The organism is Amycolatopsis sp. NPDC088138 (genome assembly GCF_044741685.1).
In the GTDB taxonomy this organism is placed as follows: domain Bacteria; phylum Actinomycetota; class Actinomycetes; order Mycobacteriales; family Pseudonocardiaceae; genus Amycolatopsis.
This window is the reverse complement of sequence record NZ_JBIUTB010000007.1, coordinates 128066-152551: the sequence shown is the minus strand read 5'-3', so window position 1 is coordinate 152551 and position 24486 is coordinate 128066. Positions and strand designations below refer to the sequence as shown.

Annotated in this window: 27 protein-coding genes; 15 read left to right on the top strand and 12 right to left on the bottom strand. The window is 68.7% G+C overall.

The window, feature by feature from the left end:
* Window positions 1-355 precede the first annotated feature (355 nt).
* The 3 genes from pdhA to ACIOD2_RS37205 are packed head-to-tail and all read left to right on the top strand — an operon-like array spanning window position 356 to window position 3916.
* A complete protein-coding gene (pdhA, locus tag ACIOD2_RS37215) occupies window positions 356-1561 on the top strand; it encodes a pyruvate dehydrogenase (acetyl-transferring) E1 component subunit alpha (protein ID WP_400549284.1) in 1206 nt (401 codons plus the stop codon).
* On the top strand, window positions 1561-2553 hold the full coding sequence (locus ACIOD2_RS37210; protein WP_400549281.1) for an alpha-ketoacid dehydrogenase subunit beta: 993 nt from the start codon (window positions 1561-1563) through the stop codon (window positions 2551-2553). Before pdhA ends, ACIOD2_RS37210 begins: the two co-directional genes overlap by 1 nt.
* A gap of 16 nt (window positions 2554-2569) precedes the next feature.
* Entirely contained in the window at window positions 2570-3916 is a 1347-nt protein-coding gene (locus ACIOD2_RS37205; protein ID WP_400549278.1) for a dihydrolipoamide acetyltransferase family protein, read from the top strand.
* A 49-nt stretch (window positions 3917-3965) separates the two neighbouring features.
* On the opposite strand, the gene ACIOD2_RS37200 is transcribed toward ACIOD2_RS37205, so the two are convergent.
* Window positions 3966-4259, bottom strand: coding sequence for a DUF6191 domain-containing protein (locus ACIOD2_RS37200; RefSeq protein WP_400549275.1), 294 nt, complete (start codon window positions 4257-4259; stop codon window positions 3966-3968).
* A 95-nt stretch (window positions 4260-4354) separates the two neighbouring features.
* Between ACIOD2_RS37200 and ACIOD2_RS37195 the strand changes: the two genes are divergently transcribed.
* Window positions 4355-4936, top strand: a complete 582-nt coding sequence (locus ACIOD2_RS37195; protein WP_400549272.1) for a TetR/AcrR family transcriptional regulator — start codon at window positions 4355-4357, stop codon at window positions 4934-4936.
* 20 nt (window positions 4937-4956) lie between these two features.
* Window positions 4957-6903, top strand: coding sequence for an ABC transporter ATP-binding protein (locus tag ACIOD2_RS37190; RefSeq protein WP_400550624.1), 1947 nt, complete (start codon window positions 4957-4959; stop codon window positions 6901-6903).
* On the opposite strand, the gene ACIOD2_RS37185 is transcribed toward ACIOD2_RS37190, so the two are convergent.
* Window positions 6900-7604: a zinc-binding dehydrogenase gene (locus ACIOD2_RS37185; protein WP_400549269.1), complete on the bottom strand. Its 705-nt coding sequence runs from the start codon at window positions 7602-7604 to the stop codon at window positions 6900-6902. The two genes, ACIOD2_RS37190 and ACIOD2_RS37185, sit on opposite strands and share 4 nt — an antisense overlap.
* Window positions 7605-7735: 131 nt before the next feature.
* On the opposite strand from ACIOD2_RS37185, the gene ACIOD2_RS37180 reads away from it, so the two are divergent.
* The 3 genes from ACIOD2_RS37180 to ACIOD2_RS37170 all read left to right on the top strand — a co-directional run bounded on the left by ACIOD2_RS37180 (window position 7736) and on the right by ACIOD2_RS37170 (window position 9184).
* A complete protein-coding gene (locus tag ACIOD2_RS37180) occupies window positions 7736-8113 on the top strand; it encodes a TetR/AcrR family transcriptional regulator (protein WP_400549266.1) in 378 nt (125 codons plus the stop codon).
* A 123-nt stretch (window positions 8114-8236) separates the two neighbouring features.
* Window positions 8237-8704 carry an FxsA family protein gene (locus ACIOD2_RS37175; RefSeq protein ID WP_400549263.1) on the top strand — a complete coding sequence of 156 codons (468 nt, stop codon included), beginning with the start codon at window positions 8237-8239 and terminating at the stop codon, window positions 8702-8704.
* Window positions 8705-8758: 54 nt separating this feature from the next.
* Window positions 8759-9184: a very short patch repair endonuclease gene (locus tag ACIOD2_RS37170; RefSeq protein WP_400550622.1), complete on the top strand. Its 426-nt coding sequence runs from the start codon at window positions 8759-8761 to the stop codon at window positions 9182-9184.
* On the opposite strand, the gene ACIOD2_RS37165 is transcribed toward ACIOD2_RS37170, so the two are convergent.
* The 3 genes from ACIOD2_RS37165 to ACIOD2_RS37155 form a co-directional block, all read right to left on the bottom strand.
* A complete protein-coding gene (locus tag ACIOD2_RS37165) occupies window positions 9162-10262 on the bottom strand; it encodes a DNA cytosine methyltransferase (RefSeq protein WP_400549261.1) in 1101 nt (366 codons plus the stop codon). The two genes, ACIOD2_RS37170 and ACIOD2_RS37165, sit on opposite strands and share 23 nt — an antisense overlap.
* Before the next feature lie 316 nt (window positions 10263-10578).
* Window positions 10579-11130 carry an SCP2 sterol-binding domain-containing protein gene (locus ACIOD2_RS37160; RefSeq protein ID WP_400550620.1) on the bottom strand — a complete coding sequence of 184 codons (552 nt, stop codon included), beginning with the start codon at window positions 11128-11130 and terminating at the stop codon, window positions 10579-10581.
* Between the two features lie 93 nt (window positions 11131-11223).
* Window positions 11224-11886 (bottom strand): SCP2 sterol-binding domain-containing protein, encoded by a 663-nt coding sequence (locus ACIOD2_RS37155; protein WP_400549258.1) that lies wholly within the window; start codon window positions 11884-11886, stop codon window positions 11224-11226.
* 127 nt (window positions 11887-12013) lie between these two features.
* On the opposite strand from ACIOD2_RS37155, the gene ACIOD2_RS37150 reads away from it, so the two are divergent.
* Complete coding sequence (locus ACIOD2_RS37150) at window positions 12014-12670, top strand: TetR/AcrR family transcriptional regulator (protein WP_285477575.1); 657 nt, start codon at window positions 12014-12016, stop codon at window positions 12668-12670.
* Here ACIOD2_RS37150 and ACIOD2_RS37145 read toward each other — a convergent pair.
* Both ACIOD2_RS37145 and ACIOD2_RS37140 read right to left on the bottom strand, forming a co-directional pair.
* Window positions 12662-13495, bottom strand: coding sequence for a MaoC family dehydratase (locus ACIOD2_RS37145; protein ID WP_400549255.1), 834 nt, complete (start codon window positions 13493-13495; stop codon window positions 12662-12664). The genes ACIOD2_RS37150 and ACIOD2_RS37145 overlap by 9 nt on opposite strands.
* Window positions 13496-13498: 3 nt before the next feature.
* Window positions 13499-14833 carry a 3-oxoacyl-ACP reductase gene (locus ACIOD2_RS37140; protein ID WP_400549252.1) on the bottom strand — a complete coding sequence of 445 codons (1335 nt, stop codon included), beginning with the start codon at window positions 14831-14833 and terminating at the stop codon, window positions 13499-13501.
* Window positions 14834-14926: 93 nt separating this feature from the next.
* Here ACIOD2_RS37140 and ACIOD2_RS37135 point away from each other — a divergent pair, with 93 nt between their 5' ends.
* The gene (locus ACIOD2_RS37135; RefSeq protein WP_400549249.1) at window positions 14927-16216 is read left to right on the top strand and encodes an acetyl-CoA C-acetyltransferase; all 1290 of its coding nucleotides are present in this window, start codon (window positions 14927-14929) and stop codon (window positions 16214-16216) included.
* Between the two features lie 49 nt (window positions 16217-16265).
* Here ACIOD2_RS37135 and ACIOD2_RS37130 read toward each other — a convergent pair whose 3' ends face one another.
* Window positions 16266-16805, bottom strand: a complete 540-nt coding sequence (locus ACIOD2_RS37130; RefSeq protein ID WP_400549246.1) for a DoxX family membrane protein — start codon at window positions 16803-16805, stop codon at window positions 16266-16268.
* 176 nt (window positions 16806-16981) lie between these two features.
* Here ACIOD2_RS37130 and ACIOD2_RS37125 point away from each other — a divergent pair, with 176 nt between their 5' ends.
* A complete protein-coding gene (locus tag ACIOD2_RS37125) occupies window positions 16982-17716 on the top strand; it encodes a MerR family transcriptional regulator (RefSeq protein WP_400549243.1) in 735 nt (244 codons plus the stop codon).
* Between the two features lie 76 nt (window positions 17717-17792).
* On the opposite strand, the gene ACIOD2_RS37120 is transcribed toward ACIOD2_RS37125, so the two are convergent.
* The gene (locus ACIOD2_RS37120) at window positions 17793-18284 is read right to left on the bottom strand and encodes a hypothetical protein (RefSeq protein WP_400549240.1); all 492 of its coding nucleotides are present in this window, start codon (window positions 18282-18284) and stop codon (window positions 17793-17795) included.
* Window positions 18285-18408: 124 nt separating this feature from the next.
* On the opposite strand from ACIOD2_RS37120, the gene ACIOD2_RS37115 reads away from it, so the two are divergent.
* From ACIOD2_RS37115 to ACIOD2_RS37105, 3 genes are all read left to right on the top strand, one after another.
* The gene (locus ACIOD2_RS37115; RefSeq protein WP_392759892.1) at window positions 18409-19599 is read left to right on the top strand and encodes an AAA family ATPase; all 1191 of its coding nucleotides are present in this window, start codon (window positions 18409-18411) and stop codon (window positions 19597-19599) included.
* A gap of 238 nt (window positions 19600-19837) precedes the next feature.
* Window positions 19838-19987, top strand: a complete 150-nt coding sequence (locus ACIOD2_RS37110; RefSeq protein ID WP_323325032.1) for a hypothetical protein — start codon at window positions 19838-19840, stop codon at window positions 19985-19987.
* A 233-nt stretch (window positions 19988-20220) separates the two neighbouring features.
* On the top strand, window positions 20221-21147 hold the full coding sequence (locus ACIOD2_RS37105; RefSeq protein ID WP_400549235.1) for a GNAT family N-acetyltransferase: 927 nt from the start codon (window positions 20221-20223) through the stop codon (window positions 21145-21147).
* Here ACIOD2_RS37105 and ACIOD2_RS37100 read toward each other — a convergent pair.
* A complete protein-coding gene (locus ACIOD2_RS37100) occupies window positions 21144-21719 on the bottom strand; it encodes a peroxidase-related enzyme (RefSeq protein ID WP_400549232.1) in 576 nt (191 codons plus the stop codon). The genes ACIOD2_RS37105 and ACIOD2_RS37100 overlap by 4 nt on opposite strands.
* A 95-nt stretch (window positions 21720-21814) precedes the next feature.
* Between ACIOD2_RS37100 and ACIOD2_RS37095 the strand changes: the two genes are divergently transcribed.
* Complete coding sequence (locus tag ACIOD2_RS37095) at window positions 21815-22420, top strand: hypothetical protein (RefSeq protein ID WP_400549229.1); 606 nt, start codon at window positions 21815-21817, stop codon at window positions 22418-22420.
* Here the strand turns inward: ACIOD2_RS37095 and mctP are convergent.
* Together mctP and ACIOD2_RS37085 are read right to left on the bottom strand one after the other, a co-directional pair.
* Window positions 22414-24069 carry a monocarboxylate uptake permease MctP gene (gene mctP / locus ACIOD2_RS37090; RefSeq protein WP_400549226.1) on the bottom strand — a complete coding sequence of 552 codons (1656 nt, stop codon included), beginning with the start codon at window positions 24067-24069 and terminating at the stop codon, window positions 22414-22416. The genes ACIOD2_RS37095 and mctP overlap by 7 nt on opposite strands.
* Window positions 24066-24347 (bottom strand): DUF3311 domain-containing protein, encoded by a 282-nt coding sequence (locus ACIOD2_RS37085; RefSeq protein ID WP_400549223.1) that lies wholly within the window; start codon window positions 24345-24347, stop codon window positions 24066-24068. Before ACIOD2_RS37085 ends, mctP begins: the two co-directional genes overlap by 4 nt.
* Window positions 24348-24486: the final 139 nt, after the last annotated feature.

The window sequence follows — 24486 nt, the reverse complement described above, 5'->3', positions numbered from 1 at the left end:
GGCGTCCCGGCGTGCGGCACGTCACAAGGTCGGCTTCGCGGGGCACACGAGCGCACACGCAGAGGTACGCACCCGCCCGAGCGCGCCTGGTGAACGCGCGGACCGACGACCTACTCTCGTAGGTCCAATGCTCGGGCTTCCTAGCGTTTTGCCTGTTCAGAGCCCGTTTCTCAGCAACAAATCAGCAACCGTGGCTGACCAAAGCGCGGACCTTCGTGCCAGGATGACGGCGTGAACCGTCAACGCCGACGGTGACCGAGCGCTTCGGAGACCCGAAACGCTGGTCGCCGCCGGTGCAGTCGCTGTGGTCGCCACAAGCGGCCGCCAGAGGCACCGACACCGAGGAGCAACGCCCATGCCGTCCGAACAGTGGACGCACCCGGAGCCTGGAGATGGACCGGCCGCCGTCGCGGCCCAGCCTTCCCCCGAGCAGGTGATCGCCGGATTGCGAGCGACCAGCGAAGGTGGCGCTGAGCTGACTCAGCTGCTCACCCCCGAAGGCGAGCGGGTCCCGTCGCCGCAGTTCGACAAGTACGTCGACGACGTCGACGACGAAGCCCTCCGCAACCTGTACCGCGACATGGTGCTCGTCCGCCGCGCGGACCGCGAGGCCAACGCGATGCAGCGCCAGGGCCAGCTCGGCATCTGGGTCCCGCTGCTCGGCCAAGAGGCCGCGCAGATCGGGTCGGGCCGCGCGCTGAAGAAGAACGACATGGCGTTCCCCAGCTACCGCGAGCACGGCGTCGCGTACGCGCGCGGGGTCGACATGAAGGACCTGCTCGGCATCTTCCGCTGCACCGACCACAGTGGCTGGGACTACCAGGGCACGGGCTTCCACCCGTACACCATCGTGATCGGCAACCAGGTGCTCAACGCCGCCGGGTACGCGATGGGGCAGAAGTTCGAGGGCAAGGTCGGGGACGACGACGGCGAAGCCACGATCTGCTACTTCGGTGACGGCGCGACCTCACAGGGCGACGTCCACGAAGGATTCGTCTGGGCCGCGGTCTACGACGCGCCGCTCGTGTTCTTCTGCCAGAACAACCAGTGGGCGATCTCCGAGCCGACCGAGCGCCAGTCGCGCCTGCCGCTCTACCAGCGCGCCCGCGGTTACGGCTTCCCCGGCATCCGCGTCGACGGCAACGACGTCCTGGCCTGCCTCGCGGTGTCCCGCTGGGCGCTCGACGAGTGCCGCCACGGCAACGGCCCCGTCCTGATCGAGGCGTTCACCTACCGGATGGACGCGCACACGACGACCGACGACCCGTCGCGCTACCGGCTGTCCGACGAGCTCGAAGAGTGGAAGCTCAAGGACCCGATCGAGCGCGTCCGGGCGTTCCTGGCCCGCAAGGGCGGCGCCGACCACGACTTCTTCGACCAGGTCCAGGCCGAGGCCGACGCCTTCGCCGCCGACCTGCGCGAGTACACCTTCAACATGCCGGAGCCGCCGCCGGACCGGATCTTCAGCAACGTCTACGCCGAGGGCAACCCCGTCCTCGACGCGCAGCGCGAAGAGTTCCTGTCCTACCTCGACGGCTTCGTATCGGCGGGTGAGCACTGATGACCGATCTCCAGAAACTCACCATCGGCAAGGCGCTCAACCTCGGCCTGCGCCGCGCGATGGAAGAGGACCCCAAGGTCCTGATCATGGGCGAGGACGTCGGCAAGCTCGGCGGCGTCTTCCGGATCACCGACGGCCTGCAGAAGGACTTCGGCGAGCAGCGCGTGCTGGACACGCCGCTGGCCGAGTCCGGCATCATCGGCACCGCGGTCGGCCTGGCCGTGCGCGGCTTCCGGCCGGTCTGCGAGATCCAGTTCGAGGGCTTCATCTTCCCGGGCTTCGACCAGATCTCGTCACAGCTGGCGAAGCTGCACTACCGCACGCAGGGCAAGATCAAGATGCCCGTCGTGATCCGGGTGCCGTTCGGCGGCGGGATCGGCGCGGTCGAGCACCACTCGGAGTCGCCGGAGTCGCTGTTCGCGCACATCCCGGGCCTGAAGGTCGTCTCGATCTCCAACGCCGTCGACGCCTACTGGGGCATCCAGGAAGCGATCAAGTCGGACGACCCGATCCTGTTCTTCGAGCCGAAGCGGCTGTACCACTCGGGTGCGCTGCGCGCGGAGATCGACGTCACGGGCACGCCGCAGCAGATGTTCTCCTCGCAGGTCGTCCGTGAGGGCACCACGGCGACGGTCGTCGCGTACGGCCCGTCGGTGAAGGTCGCGCTCGACGCGGCCGCCGCGGCCGACGACGAGGGCAAGTCCCTCGAGGTCATCGACCTGCGCACGCTCTCGCCGCTGGACCTCGGCCCGGTGTTCGAGTCGGTGCGCAAGACCGGACGGCTGATCGCGCTGTCGGAGGCGCCGTCGGAGTCGTCGCTGACGTCGGAGATCGCCGCGCGTGTCCAGCAGGAGTGCTTCTACTCGCTGGAGGCGCCCGTCCTCCGGGTGACCGGGTTCGACACGCCGTACCCGCCGGCCAAGCTCGAGGAGCACTACCTCCCCGACCTGGACCGGGTGCTGCACGCCGTCGACCGCTCGCTCGCCTGGTAAGGGGGATTTCCGCGTCATGCCAACGTTCAAGCAGTTCCCCCTCGCCGACACGGCCGAGGGGCTGACCGAAGCCGACATCCTGTCGTGGCACGTGAAGCCGGGCGACACGGTGACGGTCAACCAGATCGTGGTCGAGATCGAGACGGCGAAGGCGGCCGTCGAGCTGCCGATCCCGTGGGCCGGCGTGGTCACGGAGCTGCACGTCGAGCCGGGTCAGACGGTGGAGGTCGGCACGCCGATCCTCACCATCGACGTCGACCCCGGCGGCACTGCCGCTCCTGCTCCCGCCGCCGCTCCTCCTGCCGCCGCTCCGGCTGAGGAAGAGGAGATGAAGCCGCTGGTCGGCTACGGCTCCAAGGCCGTCGTCACGCAGCGGCGGGCCCGGAAGGGTTCGGCGCCCGCTCCCGCGGCTGCTGTCGTTGCGCCTGCTCCTGCTCCGGTTGCTGCTCCGGCTCCGGTTTCGGCTCCGCGCGGTGGTTACGTGCCGCTGGCGAAGCCGCCGGTGCGGAAGCTGGCGAAGGACCTGGGCGTCGACCTGCACGCACTGACCGGCACCGCTTCGGGCGGCGTCATCACGCGTGACGACGTCGAGCGCGCGGCCAACGGCTCGGCGGTCCCGGCCGCCGCGGCGGCGTCCACTGTGGACACCGGTTACGACCCGGCGACCCGCGAGCGGCGCGTCCCGATCAAGGGCGTCCGCAAGATGACCGCGGCGGCGATGGTGCAGAGCGCGTACACCGCTCCGCACGTCACGGAGTTCCTGACCATCGACGTCACGCCGATGATGGAGTTCCGCGAGAAGCTGAAGAAGTCGCGGGAGTTCGCCGGCGTCAAGGTCACGCCGCTGACGTTCGCGGCGAAGGCCGTGTGCCTGGCGGCGAAGCGCACCCCGGACATCAACGCGGTCTGGGACGAGGCGGCGCAGGAGATCGTCTACAAGGACTACGTCCACCTCGGGATCGCGGCGGCGACGCCCCGCGGCCTGATCGTGCCGAAGGTCCGCGACGCCGACTCGCTGTCGCTGAAGGAACTGGCGAGCGCGCTGACCGCCTTGACGGAGGTCGCCCGCGAGGGCAAGACGTCCCCGGCCGACATGGCGAACGGCACGATCACGATCACCAACGTCGGCGTCTTCGGCGTCGACACCGGCACGCCGATCATCAACCCGGGCGAGTCCGCGATCTTGTGCCTCGGCGCGATCAAGGACCAGCCGTGGGTGGTGGACGGCGAGATCAAGGTCCGCAAGGTGCTGCAGCTGTCGCTGAGCTTCGACCACCGCGTGGTCGACGGCCAGCAGGGCTCGGAGTTCCTGGCCGACGTCGGCGCCCTCCTTGCCGACCCGGCCATGGCGATGACCTACTAGGAGTTCGTGAGGGGCACCCTCATGGTCTTTACGGCCATGAGGGTGCCCCTCACGGCTCTCGGATGACGAACTTCCCGGCGTCGAGGTCGACGCGGGTGCGCGGCGGGGCGCCGTCGGCTTCGTCGTCGACCAGCATCAGCTGGACCTGGCGTTGCTCGAGGTCGTGGTGTTTCGTGCCGCCGAGCAGCGCTTCGACCTCCTCGGTCGCGGCCACGCTCGCCACCCGCTGGCCGTCGCCGCGGCGGTGCCACGGCAGGAACCGGCGGCCCCAGACCTCGAGCACGGCGAGCAGGAACAGCAGCACGAGCAGCATCGGGAACGCCATCGCCCAGACCACACCCATGAGAGCCAACTTATACTCGCTTGACGGAGTGAGCACTCACTCCGCACACTGGTCGCATGACACCAGCACCCGAAACCCGGCGTAGAGCGCCTGGCATGAGCGTCGAAGCCCGGCGCAGCATGATCGTGCACGCGGTGCTGCCCCTGCTCATGGAGCACGGGGCCACCGTCACCACGAGCCAGATCGCCCGCGCCGCCGGCATCGGCGAGGGCACCATCTTCCGCGCGTTCAAGGACAAGGACGAGCTGTTCGACGCCTGCACGGCCGAAGCCCTGCGTCCCGACCACGTCCTCGACGCCATCGCCGAAATCCCCGTCGACCAGCCCCTGGAGGACCGGCTCGTCGAGGCGGCCGAAGCGCTCGGCGCGCACCTCGAGCGGATGGGCGCGCTGATGGGCGCCCTGCACGCGTCCGGCCGGATCAAGCACCGCGACCCCGAACAGCGCCTGCGCGGCAGCTGGAAGGGCGGCCGCCGGGAGTCGATGGCCGCCATGCGTGGCGCGATGACCGAACTGTTCGAGCCCGAGAAGGACCGCCTGCGGCTGTCACCCGAGCACCTGGCCGCCCTGTTCCTCACCATGCTGTTCGGCGGCCGCCGGATGGCCCCGGACGACGACGCGCCCACCACGCGCCAGGTGGTCGACGTCTTCCTGCACGGCGCCGTGGAGGCCAAATGATCCCGGGCGGTGGGGGCGGGATGGAGTTCGCGATCGCCCGGCGCGGCCGGCGGCGAGCCATCTCGACGGTCCCGGACAGCGGGCTGACCGGCCCGGTCGACATCCCGGAGCCGAAGCAGGACGACCAGCCGAAGGACTGGCGCTCCCGGCTGAAACGCGCGAAGACGTCGGTCTCGGGCACGGTCCGCGGCCTGCCCAAGGTCGTCAAGCTGACCTGGCAGGCGAGCCCGGTCCTGACCATCATGCTGGCGTTGATCACGCTGCTGTCGGGCCTGCTGCCGACGGTGACCGCGTACATCGCGAAGCTGCTGCTCGACTCGGTCGTCGCGGCGATCCAGCACCGCGGCACGACGATGGACATCGTCAACGTCGCGTTGTTCCAGTTCGGCGTGCTCGCCGCGACCGCGATCAGCAGCGCGGCGACGTCGATCGCGCAGACGCTGCTGCAGGAGCGGATGACGCTGACCATCCGCCACCAGGTGATGGCGCACTCCAGCGAGCTGCACCTGGCGTACTTCGAGGGCTCGGCGTCCTACGACATGCTGCGCCAGGCCGCGCAGGAGGCGCCGACCCGGCCGCTGTCGATGATGAACTCCGCGCTGGGGCTCGTGCGGACGCTGATCACGTTCGGCAGCATGATCGCGCTGCTGGTGGCCGTCAGCCCGCTGCTGGCGCTGGTCGCGCTGCTCGCGCCGATCCCGGCGTTCATCTCGCAGTCGAAGTACGGTTCACGCGCGTTCTGGCTCACCTTCCTGATGTCGCCGATCAAGCGGCGGATGGACTACCTGTCTTCGCTGGTCACGACGGACACCTACGCCAAGGAGACGAAGCTGTTCGGGCTCGGCCCGTACTTCGTCGACCGGTTCCGCCGGCTCGGCGTCGTCTCCTACGAGCGGCAGCGGAAGCTGACGATCAACCGCAACATCAGCTCGACGTCCTGGGGGCTGCTGAGCACGCTCGTCGGGTCGGCGATCGCGCTGTACATCGCGCTGGAGGCGGTCGGCGGTCGGCTGACGCTGGGCGACCTGGCGCTGTACACGGCCGCGGCGGCGTCCGTGCAGACGTCGGTGTCCGGGCTGTTCACGGCGTTTTCCGGGATGTACGAGAACAACCTCTACCTCGACACGCTCTACCGCTTCCTGGGCACGAAACCGGAGATCACCGCGCCCGAGAAGCCGCGGCCGATGCCGTCCACAGTGGAGGGTCACATCGAGTTCGACTCGGTGACGTTCGCCTACCCCGGCGCGGAAGAACCGGCCCTCGACGGCGTCAGCTTCGAGATCCGGCCGGGCGAGACGGTGGCCGTCGTCGGCCGCAACGGCGCGGGCAAGTCGACGCTGTTCAAGCTGCTGTGCCGGCTCTACGACCCGACCGGCGGCCGGATCCGCCTCGACGGCGTCGACATCCGCGAGTACGACCCGGACGAGCTGCGGACGCGGATCAGCGCGATGTTCCAGGACTACGTGACGTACCAGGGCACCGCGGCGGAGAACATCGGCCTCGGCGACCTGACCCGGCTGGAGGACCGCCCGCACATCGAGGACTCGGCCCGCCGAGCCGGCGCGGACGAGCGCATCGAGCGCCTGCCCCAGGGGTACGAAACGCCGCTGGGACGCTGGTTCGACCAGGGCGTCAGCCTGTCCGGTGGCGAGTGGCAGAAGGTGGCGCTGGCCAGGGCGTTCCAGCGGGAGGCCCCGATCCTGATCCTCGACGAGCCGACGTCGGCCCTGGACGCGCAGGCGGAGCACGACCTGTTCTCTCGCCTGCGCGAACTGTCCGAGGGCCGCACGACGCTGTACATCTCGCACCGGTTCTCGACCGTGCGCCAGGCGGAGCGGATCCTGTTGCTGGAGCACGGAAAGGTCGCCGAGTACGGCACGCACGAGCAGCTGATGGCGGCGAAGGCGGGCTACGCGGAGCTGTTCACGCTCCAGGCGCAGGCGTACCTGGACGAGATCCCGAGCTAGGGAACGAGCAGCACCTTGCCGACGCCTTCGCGGCTTTCGACCCGGGCGTGCGCCTCGACGACGTCCTCGAGCGCGTACGTCCGGTCGATCACCGGCGTCAGGGTGCCGTCCGCGACGAGGCGCAGTGCTTCGCCGCGGGCGGCGGCGACGTCCTTGCCATAGGCGTCCGGGCCGCCGAAGCCGATCAGAGTGAGTCCCCGCGAGATGAGATCGGCGACCGTGAGCACCGGAAACTCGCCGCTGAGCAGGCCGTAGGCGAGAATCCGCCCCCGCGGCGCGAGCTTCGGCACGAGCTCGGCGGCGCGCGGCCCGCCGATCGACTCGGACGCGGCCTCGACCAGCACGGTCTCGCTGTCGACGATCTTGGCCGTACGCACTAAGGCAATCGCAACCGCCGCCGGAACGGCCGCGCCGACGGCGTTCTCGGAGGACACCCGCTCAGGCACCAGCGTGTACTGGCTCGCGGCGACGAACTCGGCGTACACACCGCCGACGTAGGACATGCCGGCGACCCGACGTCCGACCAGCTGTTCGTCATCGGCTTCGACCACAACACCGACGGCCTCGTGCCCGAACACCGCGGGCTCCCCGCCGGGCAGCATCCCGCACCGCAGCTGGGTTTCGTAGAACGGCACAGAGATCGCCTCGACCCGGATCAGCACCTCGCCGTCGCGGCGTTCCGGCCTGGGTCGTTCTTCCACCTTCAGCACCTCGGGACCCCCCGTCCCGCGCTGCACCACTGCTCACATCTGCGACGCGACTCGCAACCGCCGGGCGATCCTGCGCGCGACCGAGGACCTACTTGCCACGCACGGGCTTGGAGCACGTATTGATGGACCGTGTCGCGCAGGCGGCGGGCGTCGGTAAGGGCACGGTGTTCCACCGCTTCGGCAACCGCGAAGGCCTGATGCGCGCGGTGGTCGAAGAGCGAGTGCGGGCCTTGTCGTCGGCCCTCGAATCGGAACCACCGCCGCTGGGCCCGGGCGCCCCACCGGCCGAGCGTCTGGCGGCCTTCTTCGACGCGGTGGTCGAGCTGGCGACGAAGAACGTCACAGTGATGGCGGCGTTCGAGCAGGCCTCGACGGACCCGCCTGAACAGCCCGATCTACCTGTCCTGGCACGCGCACGTCGCGGGCCTGCTCAAGTCGGCGGCGCCGTCATTGGACGCGGACCTCATCGCGCACCTGCTGTTGGGGTCGCTGCACGGTGACTTGACGATCCACCTGCTGCGCACAGCGGAGTCCCACCGCTTGGCGCTGGGGTTGCGGTCAATGATCGAGACGCTGCTCAGGCAGGCCGGGAGCAAATCGGACAGCTCGTTCGTTGTGCTGGTATGGCTGTCGTGTTTCTGCTCTACGTCATCGCCGAGATTGCCGCGATCTGGGCGGTCGGCTCGGCCGTCGGCGTGCTCGGCACGCTGGGCCTCCTGCTGGCCGGCGCGTTCATCGGCTCCTGGCTCGCCCGCCGCGAAGGCGCCAAGGCGATGCGCGCGTTCATCGAGACGTCCCGATCAGGGCGTTCAGCAGAGAAGGAACTGACCGACGGCATGCTGGTCGGCCTGGGCGGGGTACTGATCCTGATCCCGGGCTTCGTCAGCGACGTCCTGGGCCTGCTGCTGATGCTGCCACCGTCCCGAGCGGTGGCCCGCAAGCTGTGGCTGCGGCGAATGGAGAAGCGAGCGGTGCGCTTCGCCAACCAGCGCCGCGGTCCGGTGATGGTGGTGGACAGCGACGTAGTGCCGCCTTCGTCGTCGGAAGACAAGGCGCGCCCTGTGATCGAAGGCCGCATCATCGAGGGTTAGACCCACGGCCTCGCCGTAGACCGGAGGCCTTGCCACAATGTGCAGGTGGAGCCTCTGAAGACCACGTCTGCGGTAAGCATCCGAATGAGCAAGCAGAAGTCCCGCAACACCGGGATCGAGATGGCGTTGCGCAAGGCCCTGCACAGAGCTGGTTTTCGTTACCGCGTGCACCGCAGGCCCGTGAAGGCCGTGCGTCGCGAAGCCGATTTGGTGTTCGGTCCGGCGCGCGTCGCCGTATTCGTCGACGGCTGTTTTTGGCACGGTTGTCCGGATCACGCCACATGGCCCAAGACCAACGCCGAGTTCTGGCGCACCAAGATCGAAACCAACCGGCGCCGCGACGCCGACACCGACAATCGTCTTCACGACGCCGGTTGGCTGTCCGTCCGCATTTGGGAGCACGAAACCGTGGAGACTGCGGCGCACCGGGTGATCACAGCGGTCCGCGAGCGCCGCGCTACGAACCAGTCGGCTTCTTGACAAGGCCTTTGACGCCACTGCGGGTTACCCGCCAACTTTGCTTGACGCAGTTGTCCAGCTTGGCATCGTCGAGTTCCATACCCAGCGCCGCGGCCAGAACGTGTACCCCCAGCCTCGGAGGGATCGCGTTGCCGATCTGCTGCGCGATCCCTCGCCCCGACCAGGGGTAATCGTACGGGAAAGTCTGGAGCCGGCCTGCCTCGTGGTCGCTGAACCGCTCGGGCAGGCCCTTCCCTCGGCCGATGAGACGGTTGCGGGACACCTTGCCGGTCACCGTGAACGCCGGCTGTTCCGAGCTTCTCTCGCCACGTAACTTCGGGTCACCACCGGTTCCGTAGTTGGACCGCACGGTGAACTGCTCCGACCAGCCGAGAGCCTCACCCATCGTCTTCCAGGGGCGAAGGCGCGGGTCGCCGTCCTCTTGGACTCGCCCCTTGCGGTAACGACGGTGAGTCGGAGTGGGCAATTTCGCTTCGCCGTTGAGCCGAGCGATCAAGATCGCCCGGCGACGTGTTTGCGGGACTCCGAAATCTTCGGTGTGGAGGATTCCGCAGTCGACGCTGTAACCCCGAGCCTTGAGGACGCGACCGAATGCCGTCCACACCGGCAACACGGCGGGAACCTGCTCCAGCAGGATCGCCTCGTACGGGGCACCCCGGTCAGCCGCGTCGAGGGCCCACCTCAAGGGCTCCAGGACAAGACCGGTTCGTTCGTCTTTCAGCTTCCTGAGAGCGGGAATCACATCCTCGCCCTCCTCCATGGCCTCGACGAAACCCAGCACCCGATCGAGGGCTTTGCGTCCTTCACCCTTCCCCGCGACCGTGTAGGTCTGACAGGGCGGACCACCGGTGAGGATTCGTGCATCGGGATAGTCGAGAGGCTTGGAATGGCGAACATCGCCGTGCTCGGTGGGCAAACCCGCTGCCCTGCGGGTCTCGCAGGCATCGTTGTCCCACTCGATGCCCGCAACGGACACACCGAGCCAGTGAGCTGCGACGTCGAGGCCACCAGGACCGGCGAAGAGGTCGACCATCTCGACCTGCGCAGACGTAGGCGAAGGCGGCTGTCCGTCGGTCATGAGAAGGGAGTCTATAAGTCGGGCCGGCCCCTTCCGAACGAGTCCCGAATCCGACACGCCGGCGGATGCTGCACTCGGTGCTCAGACCGATGTGACGTGCCCGTGACCACGTGGAGTAACAACCAAGGCAATTCGTGCAACGTGACCGTTCACGGAGCGAGTTTGTGTTCGGAGAACCTACACAGGGCAGAGGTCGCCTGTCCGAGGAACCTGACGGCGAGTTCGCCGTGCAGCTCACGACTCGCTGCGTGCGTTCACCGCGGAACACTGACCTTGGCACTCGCTCGAACACACCCACGGGGTGACAGGAGAATAACTAGTCCGCCGTGGGCTTGGGGATGTCGAAGTAGCTCGAGAACCGCACCGCCGGGGCGTACTCGCCCTTGACCTTCACCCTGCCCGTTACGAACATTGCCGCTACCGCTGCGTTTCCCGTGGCCATGCGGATGAAGTCGTCCACCGACAGGGTGATCGTGGTGTCCGGGGTGCGGGACAGATCGGAGCTGGAAACGCACACTCCGTCCTCGATGACCGTCTGGAAGCGGTCGTAGCCGTCCTCGCCGACGCCGTCGGAAAAGCGCCAGGAAACGACGAAGTCCACGTGACGAGCTCGCTCCGGGAGGAAGTGTTCCGACATTCTGCGGAATATCTCGTCCAAGAAGACCGATCGGAGTTCCGGGTGGTCGGCGATGGCCTTCAGCTGGTCGCGGGAGGCACGGCGGACGACGTCGACCAGGACGTCTGTCGACAGTGAACTCAGCTCGATGCCCGCGCCCGCGTTTCCCAGCATGTGCAGGGTTTCCAGGACCTGGATGAACTGCTCGGCCGTCAGGTTGCCGATCACCAGCTTCTCGGCGAAGCCGTTGATCGCGTGGCTCGCCCGGATGCGCACCGGACGGCGGGAAGTGCGCAGGCGGGATCGCCAAGGGCGGTCGTCCGCATTTCGGGGCACGGCGACGAACTATACGGGTTTCGGAAGGTCGAAGAAACCGATCAGGCCGGCGGCAAAGGCGAGGTCACCTTTGACTTTGATTTTTCCCGTGACGAACAACACGGCCGGCGTCGCCTGGTGGGTGATGAGCCGGAAGAAGTCGGCCGGGGCGATCGTGATCGTGACGCGCGGGCGTTCGCGCATCTCGCGGCTGACCGTGCACGAACCCTTCGAGATGACTGTCTCGTAGCGGTCGTAACCGCCGTCGCCGGTTCCGCCGGCCAGGCGCCAGTGGACGACCGCGTGCAGGTCGCGGGCTCGGTCGGACCGGATGTGCGCGCCCATCCGGGCGAAGATCTCGTCCAGTACGCGCTCGCGCAACGGCCGCTCGGCGACGACGCTCTCGAGCTGCGCCCGCGACGCCGAAGACACCAGTGACGCGAAGCGTGTCGGGTCGACCTTGCTCAGGTCGAACGCGGGGGCGCGCTCGGCCAGGCGCAGCAGCGCGTTCAGGAGCCGGCGGAAGTCGTCCTTGCCGAGGTCGCGCGGGTCGACCGCGTCGGCGAGGGCGTTGACGTCGAGGGCATGCGCCTCGGGGCCGAGCGGGTCGAGCCGCTCCAGCGCGTCGAGCAGCGCCGCACCGCGGAGGCCGACAACCTGATCGGCGCTGGTCATCCCGGCATTGTCGGCCATGGTCACTCCCTCTCCAGTTACCCGAGCGTAAGGCTACCCGCCAGTAGGTAGGCGGGCAAGCGTGCCGAAATCACCCCACCGGGTCAACGCCCGGTACCGTCTCCGGTCAGTAACAGGGAGGTCCAGCGTGTCAGAGGATGATCAGCGTCCGCCCGAACGGGCTCGGCGGCTGCCCCGTGCGGTGCGCGAGCGCCAGATCCTGGACGCGGCCGTCCAGGTCTTCTCGCGCCACGGGTACCACGCGGCGTCGATGGACGAGATCTCCGACGTCGCCGGCGTCTCGAAGCCGATGATCTACACCTACCTCGGCTCCAAGGAGGACCTGTTCGGCGCGTGCATCCGCCGCGAGGCGACGCGGCTGCTCGAGGCCATCCAGGCCGGGGTGAAGCCCGACTTGCCGCCGGACATGCAGCTGTGGCACGGCCTCCGCTCGTTCTACCGGTTCGTCGCCGAGTACCGCGAGTCGTGGACGGTGCTGCACCGCCAGGCCCTGACCGTCGGCGGCGCGTTCGCCGCCGAGATCACCGACATGCGGGCGCGCGCGATCCAGCTGGTCGCGGCGCTCGTCGTCTCCGCCGGCACCCGCAAGGGCGTCGGCGAGCAGGCCGAGTTCTCCGGTGAAGGCCTGTCCGCGGCCCTGGTCGGGGCGGCCGAGTCGCTGGCCGACTGGGCCCTGGACCACCCCGACATCTCGGACGGCGTCCTGGCGTCGTGGCTGATGAACCTCGTCTGGCTGGGCTTCAACGACCTCATCGAGGGCGAGGTCTGGAAGCCGTCAGAGTGAGGTGATCGTGCCGTCCAGGTGGGGCTTCGACTTGCTCCACAGCTCGAACGCCCAGCCCTCCGGCGTGGACCACGACGTGAAGCCCGCCTTGGCCGGCAGCAGCACCGGCTGCTTGAAACGGACGTCGATCGTGAACGCCTCCGGTAGCCGACCTTCGAACGCCGCGAGCGCGTGGGCCTTCGTCCACATGCCGTGCGCGATCGCGCGAGGGAAGCCGAACAGGCGCGCCGTCAGTGGGTGCAGGTGGATCGGGTTGCGGTCGCCCGAGACCTCCGCGTAGCGCCTTCCGATGTCGCCCGGGATTCGCCAGATCGCGTCCGGGGTCGGCGGGGCCAGCTGTTCACGGCGGACGGAAGGACCGGCTGAGCCGCCGCGGCGCAGATACGTGCTGACGTCCGTCCACACCGTCTCGTCGCCGGCCTGGGCCTCGCTGATGACGTCGAACTGCTGACCCTTCTCGTGCGGGCGCAGGTTCTCCGCTCGGACGCGGACCGTCAGCGCCTCACCCAGCCGCAGCGCGCGGTGCTGGGTGATGCGGTTCGCCACGTGCACCATCCCCAGCAGCGGGAACGGGAAACCCTGCTCGGTCATCAGCGCCATCTGCAGCGGGAACGCCAGCATGTGCGGGTACGTCGCGGGCAGCTCGTCGCTCAGCCGGAAGCCGCACACCGTGTTGTACGCGGCCAGGTGCGCCGGGTCGACGACGATGCCGGTGCGCACCAACTCTGTGTCCGGCAGCGAAGAGCCGGTTCGGCGCAGGCGGAGCAGGGCCTTCGGGTACAGCGTCGCCAGGCTGGGCGTGCTGTCGAGTTCGCGGATCGCCACGCCTCACGCCCCCAGCAGGGCCTGGCCGCAGACGCGGACCACGTTGCCGTTCACCGCGGCCGAGCCCGGGTTCGCGTACCAGGCGATCGTCTCGGCGACGTCCACCGGGAGGCCGCCCTGGCCGAGGCTGGACAGCCGGCGGCCGGCTTCGCGGATGAACAGCGGGACCGCCGCCGTCATCTTCGTCTCGATGAAGCCCGGCGCGACGGCGTTGATCGTGCCGCCGTACTCCGCGAGCTGCGGCGCGCCGACGTTCACCATGCCGATGACGCCCGCCTTCGACGTCGCGTAGTTCGCCTGCCCGACGTTGCCGGCGATGCCCGCGATCGACGAGACGCCGACGATGCGGCCGTTTTCGTTCAGCACGCGATCGCCGAGCAGCTTGTCGTTCACCGCGAGCTGGGACGCGAGGTTCACCGCGATCACCGAGTCCCACGCGCTTTCGCTCATGTTGCCCAGCGTCTTGTCGCGCGTGATGCCCGCGTTGTGCACGACGACGTCGACGCCGCCGTGACGCTCCTTCAGGTACTCCGCGAGCTTCGCGGGCGCGCTCGGGGACGTGATGTCGAGCTGCAGCGCCGAACCGCCGATCTTGTTGGCGACCTTCGACAGGTCGGCGCCCTGGGCCGGGATGTCGAGGGCGACGACGTGCGCGCCGTCGCGGGCCAGGACGTCGGCGATCGCCGCGCCGATGCCGCGGGACGCGCCGGTGACCAGCGCGACCTTGCCATCGAGGGGCTTCTCCCAGCTCGCGGGCGCGGCCGCCGTCTTGCCTTCGGCGCCGATCCGGATCACCTGCGCGTCGACGAACGCCGACTTCGCGGACAGCAGGAAGCGCAGGGTCGACTCCGTCGCGTCTTCGGCGCCTTCGGCGACGTACACGAGCTGAGCGGTCGCGCCGCGCTTCAGCTCCTTGCCGACGGAACGCACGAAGCCCTCGAGCGCGCGCTGCGCGATCCGTTCGCGACCCTCGACCTGCTCGGGCGGCGTACCCAGGATGACGACACGGCCGGACGGGCCGACGCTGCGGATCACCGGGTGGAAGAAGTCGTAGACCGCGCGCAGGCCGCTGGGCTCGGTGACGCCGGTGGCGTCGAACACGAGCGCCGCGTGCCTGTCACCCGAAGCGGTGACGACGGTGATGCCCGCGTCCGCGAGCTGGTCACGGACCTTTTTCTCCAGACGTCCACCGGGCGCGGCACCGAGAAGTGCGGGACCCTCGAGGGCGGGTTGCCCGGGCTGGTACCGGCGCAGCGTGGCGGGGTTGGGCAGGCCGAGCTTCGGCACCACGAACTTCCCCAACGGGGTTTTCGTGAACTGCTGGTACCTGTCAGCCATCGGTTGCCTCCCGTGCAGTCTGCGTCACGTCGCAGTCTAACCTACTTGCGAGTAGGTTACAGTGTGAGAGAGCCGACCAGAGAGGTGACGTTCATGCCGCCCAAGAAAGCACCAGCTGTCCGCAAGGTCGCGATCATCGGCGGCAACCGGATCCCCTTCGCACGGTCCAACGGCCCGTACGCGAAGGCGTCGAACCAGGACATGTTCACCGCCGCGCTCGACGGCCTGGTCAGCCGCTTCTCGCTGCAGGACGAGGTGATCGGCGAGGTCGCCGCCGGTGCGGTGCTCAAGCACTCGAAGGACTTCAACCTGGCCCGAGAGAGCGTGCTGGGCAGCAAGCTCTCGCCCGCGACGCCCGCGTCCGACGTCCAGATGGCGTGCGGCACCGGCCTGCAGGCCATCGTCAACGTCGCCAACAAGATCGCGCTCGGCCAGATCGACTCGGCCATCGCCGGCGGTGTCGACACCACCAGCGACGCGCCGCTGGCCGTGAACGAGGACCTGCGCCAGATCCTCATCGGGCTCAACGCCGCGAAGACGCTCGCCGACCGGCTGAAGCTCGTCGCGAAGATCCGCCCGGGCCACATCGTCCCGGCGATCCCGCGCAACTCCGAGCCGCGCACCGGGCTGTCGATGGGTGAGCACGCGGCGCTGACCGCGAAGGTCTGGGACGTCACGCGCGAGGCGCAGGACGAGCTGGCCGCCGCCAGCCACCAGCACCTCGCCGCCGCCTACGAGCGCGGGTACTTCGACGACCTCGTGACGCCGTTCCTCAAGCTGGCGCGCGACCAGAACCTGCGCGCGGACTCGACGGCGGAGAAGCTCGCCAAGCTCAAGCCGGCCTTCGGCGGCCCGGGCGGCACGATGACCGCGGGCAACTCGACGCCGCTGACCGACGGCGCGTCGACCGTGCTGCTGGCCACCGAGGAGTGGGCAAAGGCGCACAACCTGCCGGTGCAGGCGTACCTGACGTTCTCGCAGACCGCCGCCGTCGACTACGTGCACGGTGACGAGGGCCTGCTGATGGCGCCCGCCTACGCCGTGCCGCGGATGCTCGCGCGCGCCGGGCTTTCGTTGCAGGACTTCGACTTCTACGAGATCCACGAGGCGTTCGCGTCGCAGGTGCTGGCCACGCTGAAGGCGTGGGAGGACCCGGCGTTCGCCAAGGAGAAGCTGGAGCTGGACGAGCCGCTGGGCTCGATCGACCGGGCGAAGCTGAACGTCAACGGCTCGTCGCTGGCGGCCGGGCACCCGTTCGCCGCGACCGGCGGCCGGATCGTCGCGACGCTCGCGAAGCTGCTGCACGAGAAGGGATCCGGCCGCGGCCTGATCTCCATCTGCGCGGCGGGCGGCCAGGGCGTTACCGCGATCCTCGAGAAGTAAGGCACGCAAAAGGGGCCGTCCCGGCTGGGACGGCCCCTTTTCGCGTGCGTCAGTTGGGCAGGGCCTTCTCGGCCTTCTTCGCCAGCTTCTTCGCGCGCTTCTCGGCCTTGCGGCCCAGCTTCTCGACGCCGTGACCGGCGTCCTTCGCCGCGCGACGCGCCCGCCAGCCGACCGACGGCTTGCCCGCGGTGTCGGCGACGGCCAGCATCAGGCCACCGGCCAGGCCGGCGTTCTTCATGAACTGGATCTGCTGCTTCTTCTTCTCGGCCGGGTCCTGGAACGTCCAGAAGCTGTGGGCCGCCAGCGTCGTCGGGACCAAGCTGCCGAGCAGCAGCGCCGACGCCAGCCGCGGCGCCCGGCCCGTCGCGAACGCGAGGCCGGCGCCGATCTTCACGGCGGCGTCGATGCGGACGAGCGTGGCCGGGTCACGCGGCACCTGCTCGGGAATGACGCCCTCGAGCTTGTCGAAGGCATCCGTGAGGAACGGCTCGGCGGTCTTCGCGTGCGACTGCGTGTTCCGGAGCACGTTGATCCCGCCGTACACGAATGTCGCGGCGATCAGTGGGCGAGCCACACGACGGAGTATCACGGTCGTTGCCTTCCTGGTCCGGGCTTCTTCCTGGTCAACCTACAACTTGAGTGCCCGCTCGGCTCGGCGCCGAACCCTGCTAGCCCTGTCTGGACGAATATCGGTTTATCACTAGACGGTCTTAGAGAGCTTTAGTGGTTGACCTTGACGTTGCGTCAACTTCTATCGTCGACGCCATGGAGTGGTCGATCCAGGACATCGCCCGCTCGGCCGGGACCACGAGCCGGACGCTGCGCCACTACGGCGCGGTCGGCCTGCTCGAGCCCAGCCGGATCGGCGGCAACGGCTACCGCTACTACGACGAGCAAGCGCTCGTCCGGCTGCAGCGGATCCTGTTGCTGCGCGAGCTCGGCCTCGGGCTCCCGGCGATCGCCGAGGTCCTCGACGGGCAGCGCGACAGCGCGGCCGCGCTGGAGACCCACCTGGACCTGCTCGAACAGGAGCAGCGGCGGATCGAGCGGCAGATCGCCTCGGTCCGCACGACGCTACGGAAACTGAAGGGAGGTGAACGACTGATGGCAGAAGAGGTGTTCGACGGCTTCGACCACACGCAGTACCAGGAAGAGGTCACCCGGCGCTGGGGCGCTTCGGCGTACGAGACGGGGGACCGGTGGTGGCGCTCGCTGTCGGCCGAGGATAAGAAGGCCCACCAGCAGGAGCAGGTGGACATCGCCACCGCGTTCGGCGCGGCCCACTCGGCCGGGCTTTCCCCGGACTCGGCCGAGGTCCAAGGGATCACGCGCCGGCTGCACTCGTGGCTCCGACCAGCAGTTTCGTCGGTGTCCGCGGGCTACTTCGCGGGCCTGGGGCAGCTGTACGTGGACGAGCCGCGCTACGGCTTCGAAGGCGCGACGGCGGAGTTCGTCCGGGACGCGATGAAGATCTACGCGGAGCGGAACCTGAGCGACTAGCGCTGCGTCGTAGTGCGCGCTGGGGGTAGAGACGAGCAGGGCTGCAGACCTGTTCGTCTCTATGTACCCGCTGGATCTATTTACCTACAGGACGCAGGAGCGTGCGCCGGGTCGTGTCGAGGTGGCGGACCACCTCGTATTCGGCGCGGCTGCCGACCGCGGGTAGGTCACCTTCGCCTTCCAGCAGCGACCAGCCCCCTTCGTACCGGACGAAGTACGAGCCGTCCGAGACGAATGCCTGGCTGACCTCCGCCGTCAAGGTCACGCCGACCGGGTAGCGGCTCTTCCGCGCCCGCCAGTCGTCTTCGGACACCCCGTTGCCCAACGGCCCCGACCGGAACCGAGCATCGAGCGGCCACAGGCGGATCTGCCCGGGTCGACGGTCGAGCACTTCGAACGTCGTCCTCGTGCCGACCGCCGGCCACGACTCCACCTGCCTCGGCAGGCTCAGGACATCGACGAAACCCTCGGTCTCGCCGTCCAGGTCCACGATGATCCCGATGGCACCCGGCCGCGGGATCAGCGAGACGGTGCCGGTCACCGCCGAACCCACCTCGAACCCGATCACCGCGCCACCGTGCCACACCGAAGCCGTCGATCCGCTCGGCCATCCGGTCGAACATCGGCGACACGCGCTAGCCGTCTATGGCGGAATATCGGGCTCGCGCTAGATACGTCGATAGCTTGGCAGAGTGGACCCCATCCGCAACCCCTTCGCGCCGGGCGCCGGGCAACGGCCTCCCGAGCTGGCCGGGCGTGAGCGTGAGCTCAAGGCCTTCGAAGTGGTGCTGGAGCGCGTCGCGCGGGGGAGACCCGAACGCAGCCTGGTGCTGACCGGGCTGCGCGGGGTCGGGAAGACCGTGTTGCTCGGTGAGCTGCGGGCGATGGCCGTGCGGCACAAGTGGGGCGCCGGGAAGATCGAGGCGCGGCCGGACGCCGAACTGCGGCGGCCGCTGTCCGCCGCGCTGCACCGGGCCATCCGGGACCTCGCCGTGCGGCACCGGGCGCCGGACCGGGTCGAAGAGGTGCTCGGCGTGCTGAAAGCGTTTGCGCTGCGGGCCAACAAGGCCGACGCGAAGCTGCGCGACCGGTGGCAGCCGGGCATCGACGTGCCCGCCGCGCAGGGGCGCGCCGACTCCGGGGACATCGAGATCGACCTCGTCGAGCTGTTCACCGACGTCGCCGAGCTGGCCGCGGACGTCGGCACCGGGGTCGCGCTGCTCATCGACGAGATCCAGGACCTGCAGCCCGACGACGTCTCCGCGCTCTGCGCCGCCTGCCACGAGCTCTCGCAGTCCGGGGCGCCGCTGGTCGTCGTCGGTGCCGGGCTGCCGCACGTGCCCGCGGTGCTCTCGGCGTCCAAGTCCTACTCCGAGCGGCTCTTCCGCTACGCGCGCATCGACCGGCTCGACCGCGGGGACGCCGATTTCGCCGTGATGGCGCCGATCGAGCGTGAGGACGCCAGCATCGAGCCGGAGGCCCTCGACGCGCTCTTCGACGCGTCCGGCGGCTACCCGTACTTCATCCAGGCCTACGGCAAGGCCGCCTGGGACGCGGCACCGGCCGACCCGATCACGCTCAAGGACGTCCAGGTGGCCGCGCCCGAGGCGGAGTCGGAGCTGGCCGTCGGGTTCTTCGGCTCGCGCTACGAGCGCGCGACGCCCGCCGAGCGCGAGTACCTCCTCGCGATGGCCGAGCTGACGCAGGGGCGGGACGAAGCCGCCGGCACCGCCGACGTCGCCGTCTTCTTGGGGCGGAAGCCCTCGTCCCTCTCGCCGGCGCGCGACAGCCTGATGAAGAAGGGCCTGGTGTACTCCGCCGAGCGGGGCCAGATCGCCTTCACCGTCCCGCACTTCGGGCACTACCTGCTCGGCCGCGACTGACGGCTTATCCCGCTCACTACGAATATCTAGGCCCAACGCTAGACAGCGCTATAAGCCGCTAGCCGGGTTGCTTCGTCGTGACCGCCGCCACCCTCATCTCTCCGGCTCTTTCCCAAATTTGCCGATGATTCATCGGCGAGTGCGCCACATCACCGGACATTCGTTGGCTTCCTTGTGAAAAAAGGTGCATACTAGAGGCACAAGCCAACCAAGACCCTTGAAGGGGATGCAGACACCGATGAACAACATCGCCGCCAAGCTCCGTGCCCGTCGCGCCGAGGTTCGCACTCGCCGGGCGCTGAACCGGGCGATCGACACCGCCGCGACCGCGACGGTTCGTCAGGAACTCATCGCGATCGCGCAGGCTCGACAGGGCTACATGCGCTGATCTCTCACCCCGTGGCGGTCGCCCATTCGAGTGACCTATGCCACAAACTAGTGAAGGTGTAACGCCGCGCAAATCCGCGTCGATACCCCCTACGACCCCGTGATGCTGGCGGACCCCCGACCTGGCAGCATCACGGGGTTTCCCATTGCCCGAAAACCCGCCCGAAAACTTCTTGCCCGGGCCGCCGCGTCGCGTAATCATTGACTTCGTCAACGACTTTGTTGAGGTGGTCAATGAACGACGTCGAGCTGGCCGAACGGGTCGCCGCGGTCCGCGCCTTCAACCGGCTGTACACCGGAGTCATCGGGGTGCTCGACGAAGGCCCGGCCGACGCCGAGTACTCCCTCCCCGAAGCCCGGGTGCTGTTCGAGCTCGCCCAGCAGGACCCGCTGGCCGTCACCGACCTGCGGAAACGCCTGGATCTCGACGCCGGCTACGCCAGCAGGCTGCTCACCCGCCTCGAGTCCCGTGGCCTGATCTCCCGTGAACGGTCCGACGAGGACGCCCGCCGCCAGCTCGTGCGGCCGACGCCGGCGGGCCGGGACGCGTTCGCGCTGCTCAACCGCCGTTCGACCGACCAGATCGGCGGGCTGCTCCGGCGCTTCGCCGACGAGGACCAGCAGCGTCTGCTGACCGCCATGCGCACCATCGGCGACGTCGTCGCCGAACGCCGTCGCGACCCGGTGCTCGTCCTCCGCCCGCCACGACCGGGGGACCTCGGATGGGTGGTGCAACGGCACGGCGCGCTGTACGCCCGCGAGTACGGCTTCACCCACCGGTTCGAAGGACTCGTCGCTCGCATCGTCGCGGACTTCGCCGCTCAGGACGACTCGCGCCAGGCGTTCTGGATCGCCGAGCTCGACGGGGAGCGCGTCGGCAGCATCGCGTGCGCCCGCGGGCAGGACGCGGACACCGCGAAGCTGCGGCTGTTGCTGCTGGAGCCGTCGGCCCGTGGCCACGGCGTGGGCCGGCGGCTGGTCACCGAGTGCGTCGAGTTCGCCCGGGCCCACGGCTACCGCGCGATGGAACTGTCGACGGTGTCGATCCTCGACGCCGCCCGCGCCCTCTACCGCGCGGCCGGGTTCGAGGTCGTCGGCGAAGAGGATTTCGACGACTGGGGTCCGAAGCTGACCGAAGAGACCTGGCGCCGGGAGTTCTAGCGTGGAGTCCGGCCGAGCAGGAAGAACTCCGGGTTCGGCCGCAGCGCCGTCAGGTGCGCGAGCCGGTTCGACATCGCGAACAACGCCGTGATCGCGCCGACGTCCCAGATTTCGTCGTCGGTCAGGCCGGCGTCGCGCGCGGCTTCGAGATCACCCTCGCCGAACAGCGCCGAGTCCTGGGCCAGCGCGAGCGCCAGGTCGACGATCGCGCGGCCGCGCTCGTCGAGCTCCACCTGCCACGGGTTGCTCGACACCCGGTCGGCGAGCTCCGGGTCCTTGGCGCGGATGCGCAGGATGGCGCCGTGCGCGACGACGCAGTAGGTGCAGTGGTTGGCACCCGACGTCGCGACGACGACCAGCTCGCGCTCGGCCTTGCTGAGTCCGCCGGACCGTTCCATCAGCGCGTCGTGGTAGTCGAGGAACGCGCGCAGCTCGGCCGGCCGGTGGCCGAGCGCGCGGAAGATGTTCGGCGTGAACCCGGACTTCTCCGCGATCACGCCGACGCGCTCGCGCAGGTCGTCGGGCAGGTCTTCGAGTTCCGTCACCGGGAACCGGCTCACCTCGTGGCTCATGGCATGCCTTTCGGGGGTCCGGGTGGCGAAGCCCCCGGCCGGGGCGAAGCCCCGATTGTCACTGCGCCTCACGCTAGTCATGGTTGGCTGTCACCGTGACGGACTACGTCGACGGGTACTGCGAACGGGTCGCGCCCGGTCTCTGGGGAGAGCCGCTCGACAGTCTCAGCAATCTCGCGTTCCTCGTGGCCGCTGTGCTGGTGTGGCGGCTGGCCGCGGGGGACCGGGCCGGGCGGGTGCTGGCCGGGTTGATCGGGCTGGTTTTTGCGGCCAGCACGGTGTTCCACCTGCTCGCGACGCGCTGGGCCGGCGTCGCGGACTCGGTGAGCATCCTCGTTTTCGTGCTGGTGTACGTCGTGTTGTTCGCGCGCGTGTTCTACGGCTGGCGGCTGGCGTGGCTGGCCGCGCCCGCGTTCCTCGTGCTCACCGCCGTCACGGCGGTGCTCGGGGGTGGGCTTTACCTCTCTGCGCTCATCGCGTTCGGCGTCGTAGTCGCGCTTCTCGTGTTCTCGCGCGACGCCGCCTGGACGCACTTCGCCGTGGCGGGCGCGATTTTCGCGCTGTCATTGAGCTTGCGCACGCTCGACCGGGACGTCTGCGACTACGTCCCGGTCGGCACGCACTTCCTCTGGCACCTGCTCAACGGCGTGGTGCTCTACCTCGTTTCCCGCACGCTGATCCTCCGGCGCACCACTCAGTGAGCCGCGCCGATCGGGCGCAGGTCCTTGTCGTGCTCGTCGGCCAGGTAGTCCGCGGGGTTGGTGTCGTCGGTGCCGTTGAACACCTTCATCCGCCGCGCGATCACCGTGACGATCGCGGCGACCACCAGGTTGGCGATCAGGGCCACGAAGCCGACGTAGATCTGGACCAGCGAACCCGAGAACGGGTGCCAGCCGAAGATCGACAGGTTGCCCAGTGGCAACGCCGAGGTGCCGAAGTGCTGCTTGCCGTTGGCCCCGGGGATGCCGTACAGGATGAGCAAACCCCAGCCGATGCCGACGACCCAGCCCGCGATCAGGCCCCAGCGGTGGAACCAGCGCGTGTACAGCGCGAGCGCCACGGCGGGGAGCGTCTGGAGGATCAGCACGCCACCGATGAGCTGGAGGTCGATCGAATACTGCGGGTCGAGCAGGATGATCGCCACGACCGCGCCGAGCTTCACGACCAGCGAAGCGAGCTTCGCCTGCTTTGCTTCCTGCTGCGGCGTCGCGTTCTTGCGGATGTACTCCTTGTAGATGTTGCGCGTCCACAGGTTCGCCGCGGCGATCGACATGATCGCGGCCGGCACCAGGGCCCCGATGCCGATGGCCGCGAACGCGATCCCGGCGAACCACGACGAAAACTGGCTGTCGAACAGCAGCGGAACGACCGTGTTGCTGTCCGGCTTGCCGGTCGCCGCGTTCGTCAGCGGCTTGACGCCCGCCGTGATCGCGACGTACCCGAGCAGCGCCAGCAGGCCCAGCACCAGCGAGTACGCCGGCAGCGCGACCATGTTCTTCTTGATCACGCTGCGGCCGCGCGAGGCCAGCACGCTGGTCAGCGAGTGCGGGTACAGGAACAGCGCGAGCGCCGAACCCAGCGCCAGCGTCGCGTACTGCAGCTGGTTGTTCGTGTTCAGCAGGATCGAGCCGGCCGGCTTACCTGTAGTCGGGCTCGGGGTACCGAGCTTCGCCGCCGCCGTGTCGAAGATGTGCGACCAGCCGCCCAGCTTCGAGGGCAGGTAGATGATCGCCACGAGGATGACGATGTAGATCAGGATGTCCTTGACGAACGCGATCAGCGCGGGCGCCCGCAGGCCGGACTGGTAGGTGTAGACCGCCAGGATGATGAAGGCGATCAGCAGCGGCAGGTGCCCGACGATGCCGGAGCCGTTGATGCCCATCGTCCGCAGCACGGCTTCGAGGCCGACCAGCTGCAGCGCGATGTACGGCATGGTCGCGACGATGCCGGTGATCGCGATCAGCAGCGCGAGGATCGGCGAGCCGAAGCGGCCGCGCACGAAGTCGGCCGGGGTGACGTAACCGCGCACCCGCGACACCGACCACATCCGCAGCGCCGGGAGCAGGACGATCGGGTAGACGACGATCGTGTACGGCAGCGCGTAGAGGCCGAGGGCGCCGGCGCTGAACACCAGCGCGGGCACCGCGACGAACGTGTACGCCGTGTAGAGGTCACCGCCGAGCAGGAACCAGGTGATCCACGAGCCGAACTTGCGGCCGCCGAGACCCCATTCGTCCAGGTGGTCCAGGCCACCGCCGCGCTGCCAGCGCGCCGCCATGAACCCGAGCACGGTGACCAGCAGGAACAGGACCGTGAAGATGATCAGTTCCGGCCACTGCAGGTTGCTCATCGAGCGTCCCCCTCGTCCAGGTCGTCGACGCTCAGCTTGTCCGGGGCGTCACCGGCCGGCTGCTTGTCCCGCGTCATCAGGTAGACGATCAACGTGCTGAGCACGCCGACCACGACGAAGAGGAACTGGAACCAGTAGAAGAACGGCATCCCGAACAGCCGTGGACCGTCCATGTTGAACAGTGGCGTGACCAGGACCAGCAGCGGAACGATCAGGAGCAGGTTCCACGGATTGAACGGCTTCCGGGGCACCTTCCTGTCTTGCTTCACAGTCGACATCGGACCTCACCTAACACTCCCGTAACCGACCGTCCGACCTTAGAACCTGGCTGACGGGACGTCACGTCTGTCCGATATCGATTTGATCGCCACGCACCGCGTTGCCGACCAACGTCGGTTGCCCCGCCGTTACCCGCCC

What these genes read in the sequence shown, in the direction of transcription:
- ACIOD2_RS37105 (WP_400549235.1), top strand. Translation starts at nt 20,221, where the DNA reads ATGAACGACGTCGAGCTGGCCGAACGGGTCGCCGCGGTCCGCGCCTTC.
- ACIOD2_RS37085 (WP_400549223.1), bottom strand. Translation starts at nt 24,347, where the DNA reads ATGTCGACTGTGAAGCAAGACAGGAAGGTGCCCCGGAAGCCGTTCAAT.
- ACIOD2_RS37190 (WP_400550624.1), top strand. Translation starts at nt 4,957, where the DNA reads ATGGAGTTCGCGATCGCCCGGCGCGGCCGGCGGCGAGCCATCTCGACG.
- ACIOD2_RS37175 (WP_400549263.1), top strand. Translation starts at nt 8,237, where the DNA reads ATGGCTGTCGTGTTTCTGCTCTACGTCATCGCCGAGATTGCCGCGATC.
- pdhA (WP_400549284.1), top strand. Translation starts at nt 356, where the DNA reads ATGCCGTCCGAACAGTGGACGCACCCGGAGCCTGGAGATGGACCGGCC.
- ACIOD2_RS37100 (WP_400549232.1), bottom strand. Translation starts at nt 21,719, where the DNA reads ATGAGCCACGAGGTGAGCCGGTTCCCGGTGACGGAACTCGAAGACCTG.
- mctP (WP_400549226.1), bottom strand. Translation starts at nt 24,069, where the DNA reads ATGAGCAACCTGCAGTGGCCGGAACTGATCATCTTCACGGTCCTGTTC.
- ACIOD2_RS37205 (WP_400549278.1), top strand. Translation starts at nt 2,570, where the DNA reads ATGCCAACGTTCAAGCAGTTCCCCCTCGCCGACACGGCCGAGGGGCTG.
- ACIOD2_RS37155 (WP_400549258.1), bottom strand. Translation starts at nt 11,886, where the DNA reads ATGGCCGACAATGCCGGGATGACCAGCGCCGATCAGGTTGTCGGCCTC.
- ACIOD2_RS37125 (WP_400549243.1), top strand. Translation starts at nt 16,982, where the DNA reads ATGGAGTGGTCGATCCAGGACATCGCCCGCTCGGCCGGGACCACGAGC.
- ACIOD2_RS37180 (WP_400549266.1), top strand. Translation starts at nt 7,736, where the DNA reads ATGGACCGTGTCGCGCAGGCGGCGGGCGTCGGTAAGGGCACGGTGTTC.
- ACIOD2_RS37135 (WP_400549249.1), top strand. Translation starts at nt 14,927, where the DNA reads ATGCCGCCCAAGAAAGCACCAGCTGTCCGCAAGGTCGCGATCATCGGC.
- ACIOD2_RS37110 (WP_323325032.1), top strand. Translation starts at nt 19,838, where the DNA reads ATGAACAACATCGCCGCCAAGCTCCGTGCCCGTCGCGCCGAGGTTCGC.
- ACIOD2_RS37140 (WP_400549252.1), bottom strand. Translation starts at nt 14,833, where the DNA reads ATGGCTGACAGGTACCAGCAGTTCACGAAAACCCCGTTGGGGAAGTTC.
- ACIOD2_RS37210 (WP_400549281.1), top strand. Translation starts at nt 1,561, where the DNA reads ATGACCGATCTCCAGAAACTCACCATCGGCAAGGCGCTCAACCTCGGC.
- ACIOD2_RS37165 (WP_400549261.1), bottom strand. Translation starts at nt 10,262, where the DNA reads ATGACCGACGGACAGCCGCCTTCGCCTACGTCTGCGCAGGTCGAGATG.
- ACIOD2_RS37200 (WP_400549275.1), bottom strand. Translation starts at nt 4,259, where the DNA reads ATGGGTGTGGTCTGGGCGATGGCGTTCCCGATGCTGCTCGTGCTGCTG.
- ACIOD2_RS37195 (WP_400549272.1), top strand. Translation starts at nt 4,355, where the DNA reads ATGAGCGTCGAAGCCCGGCGCAGCATGATCGTGCACGCGGTGCTGCCC.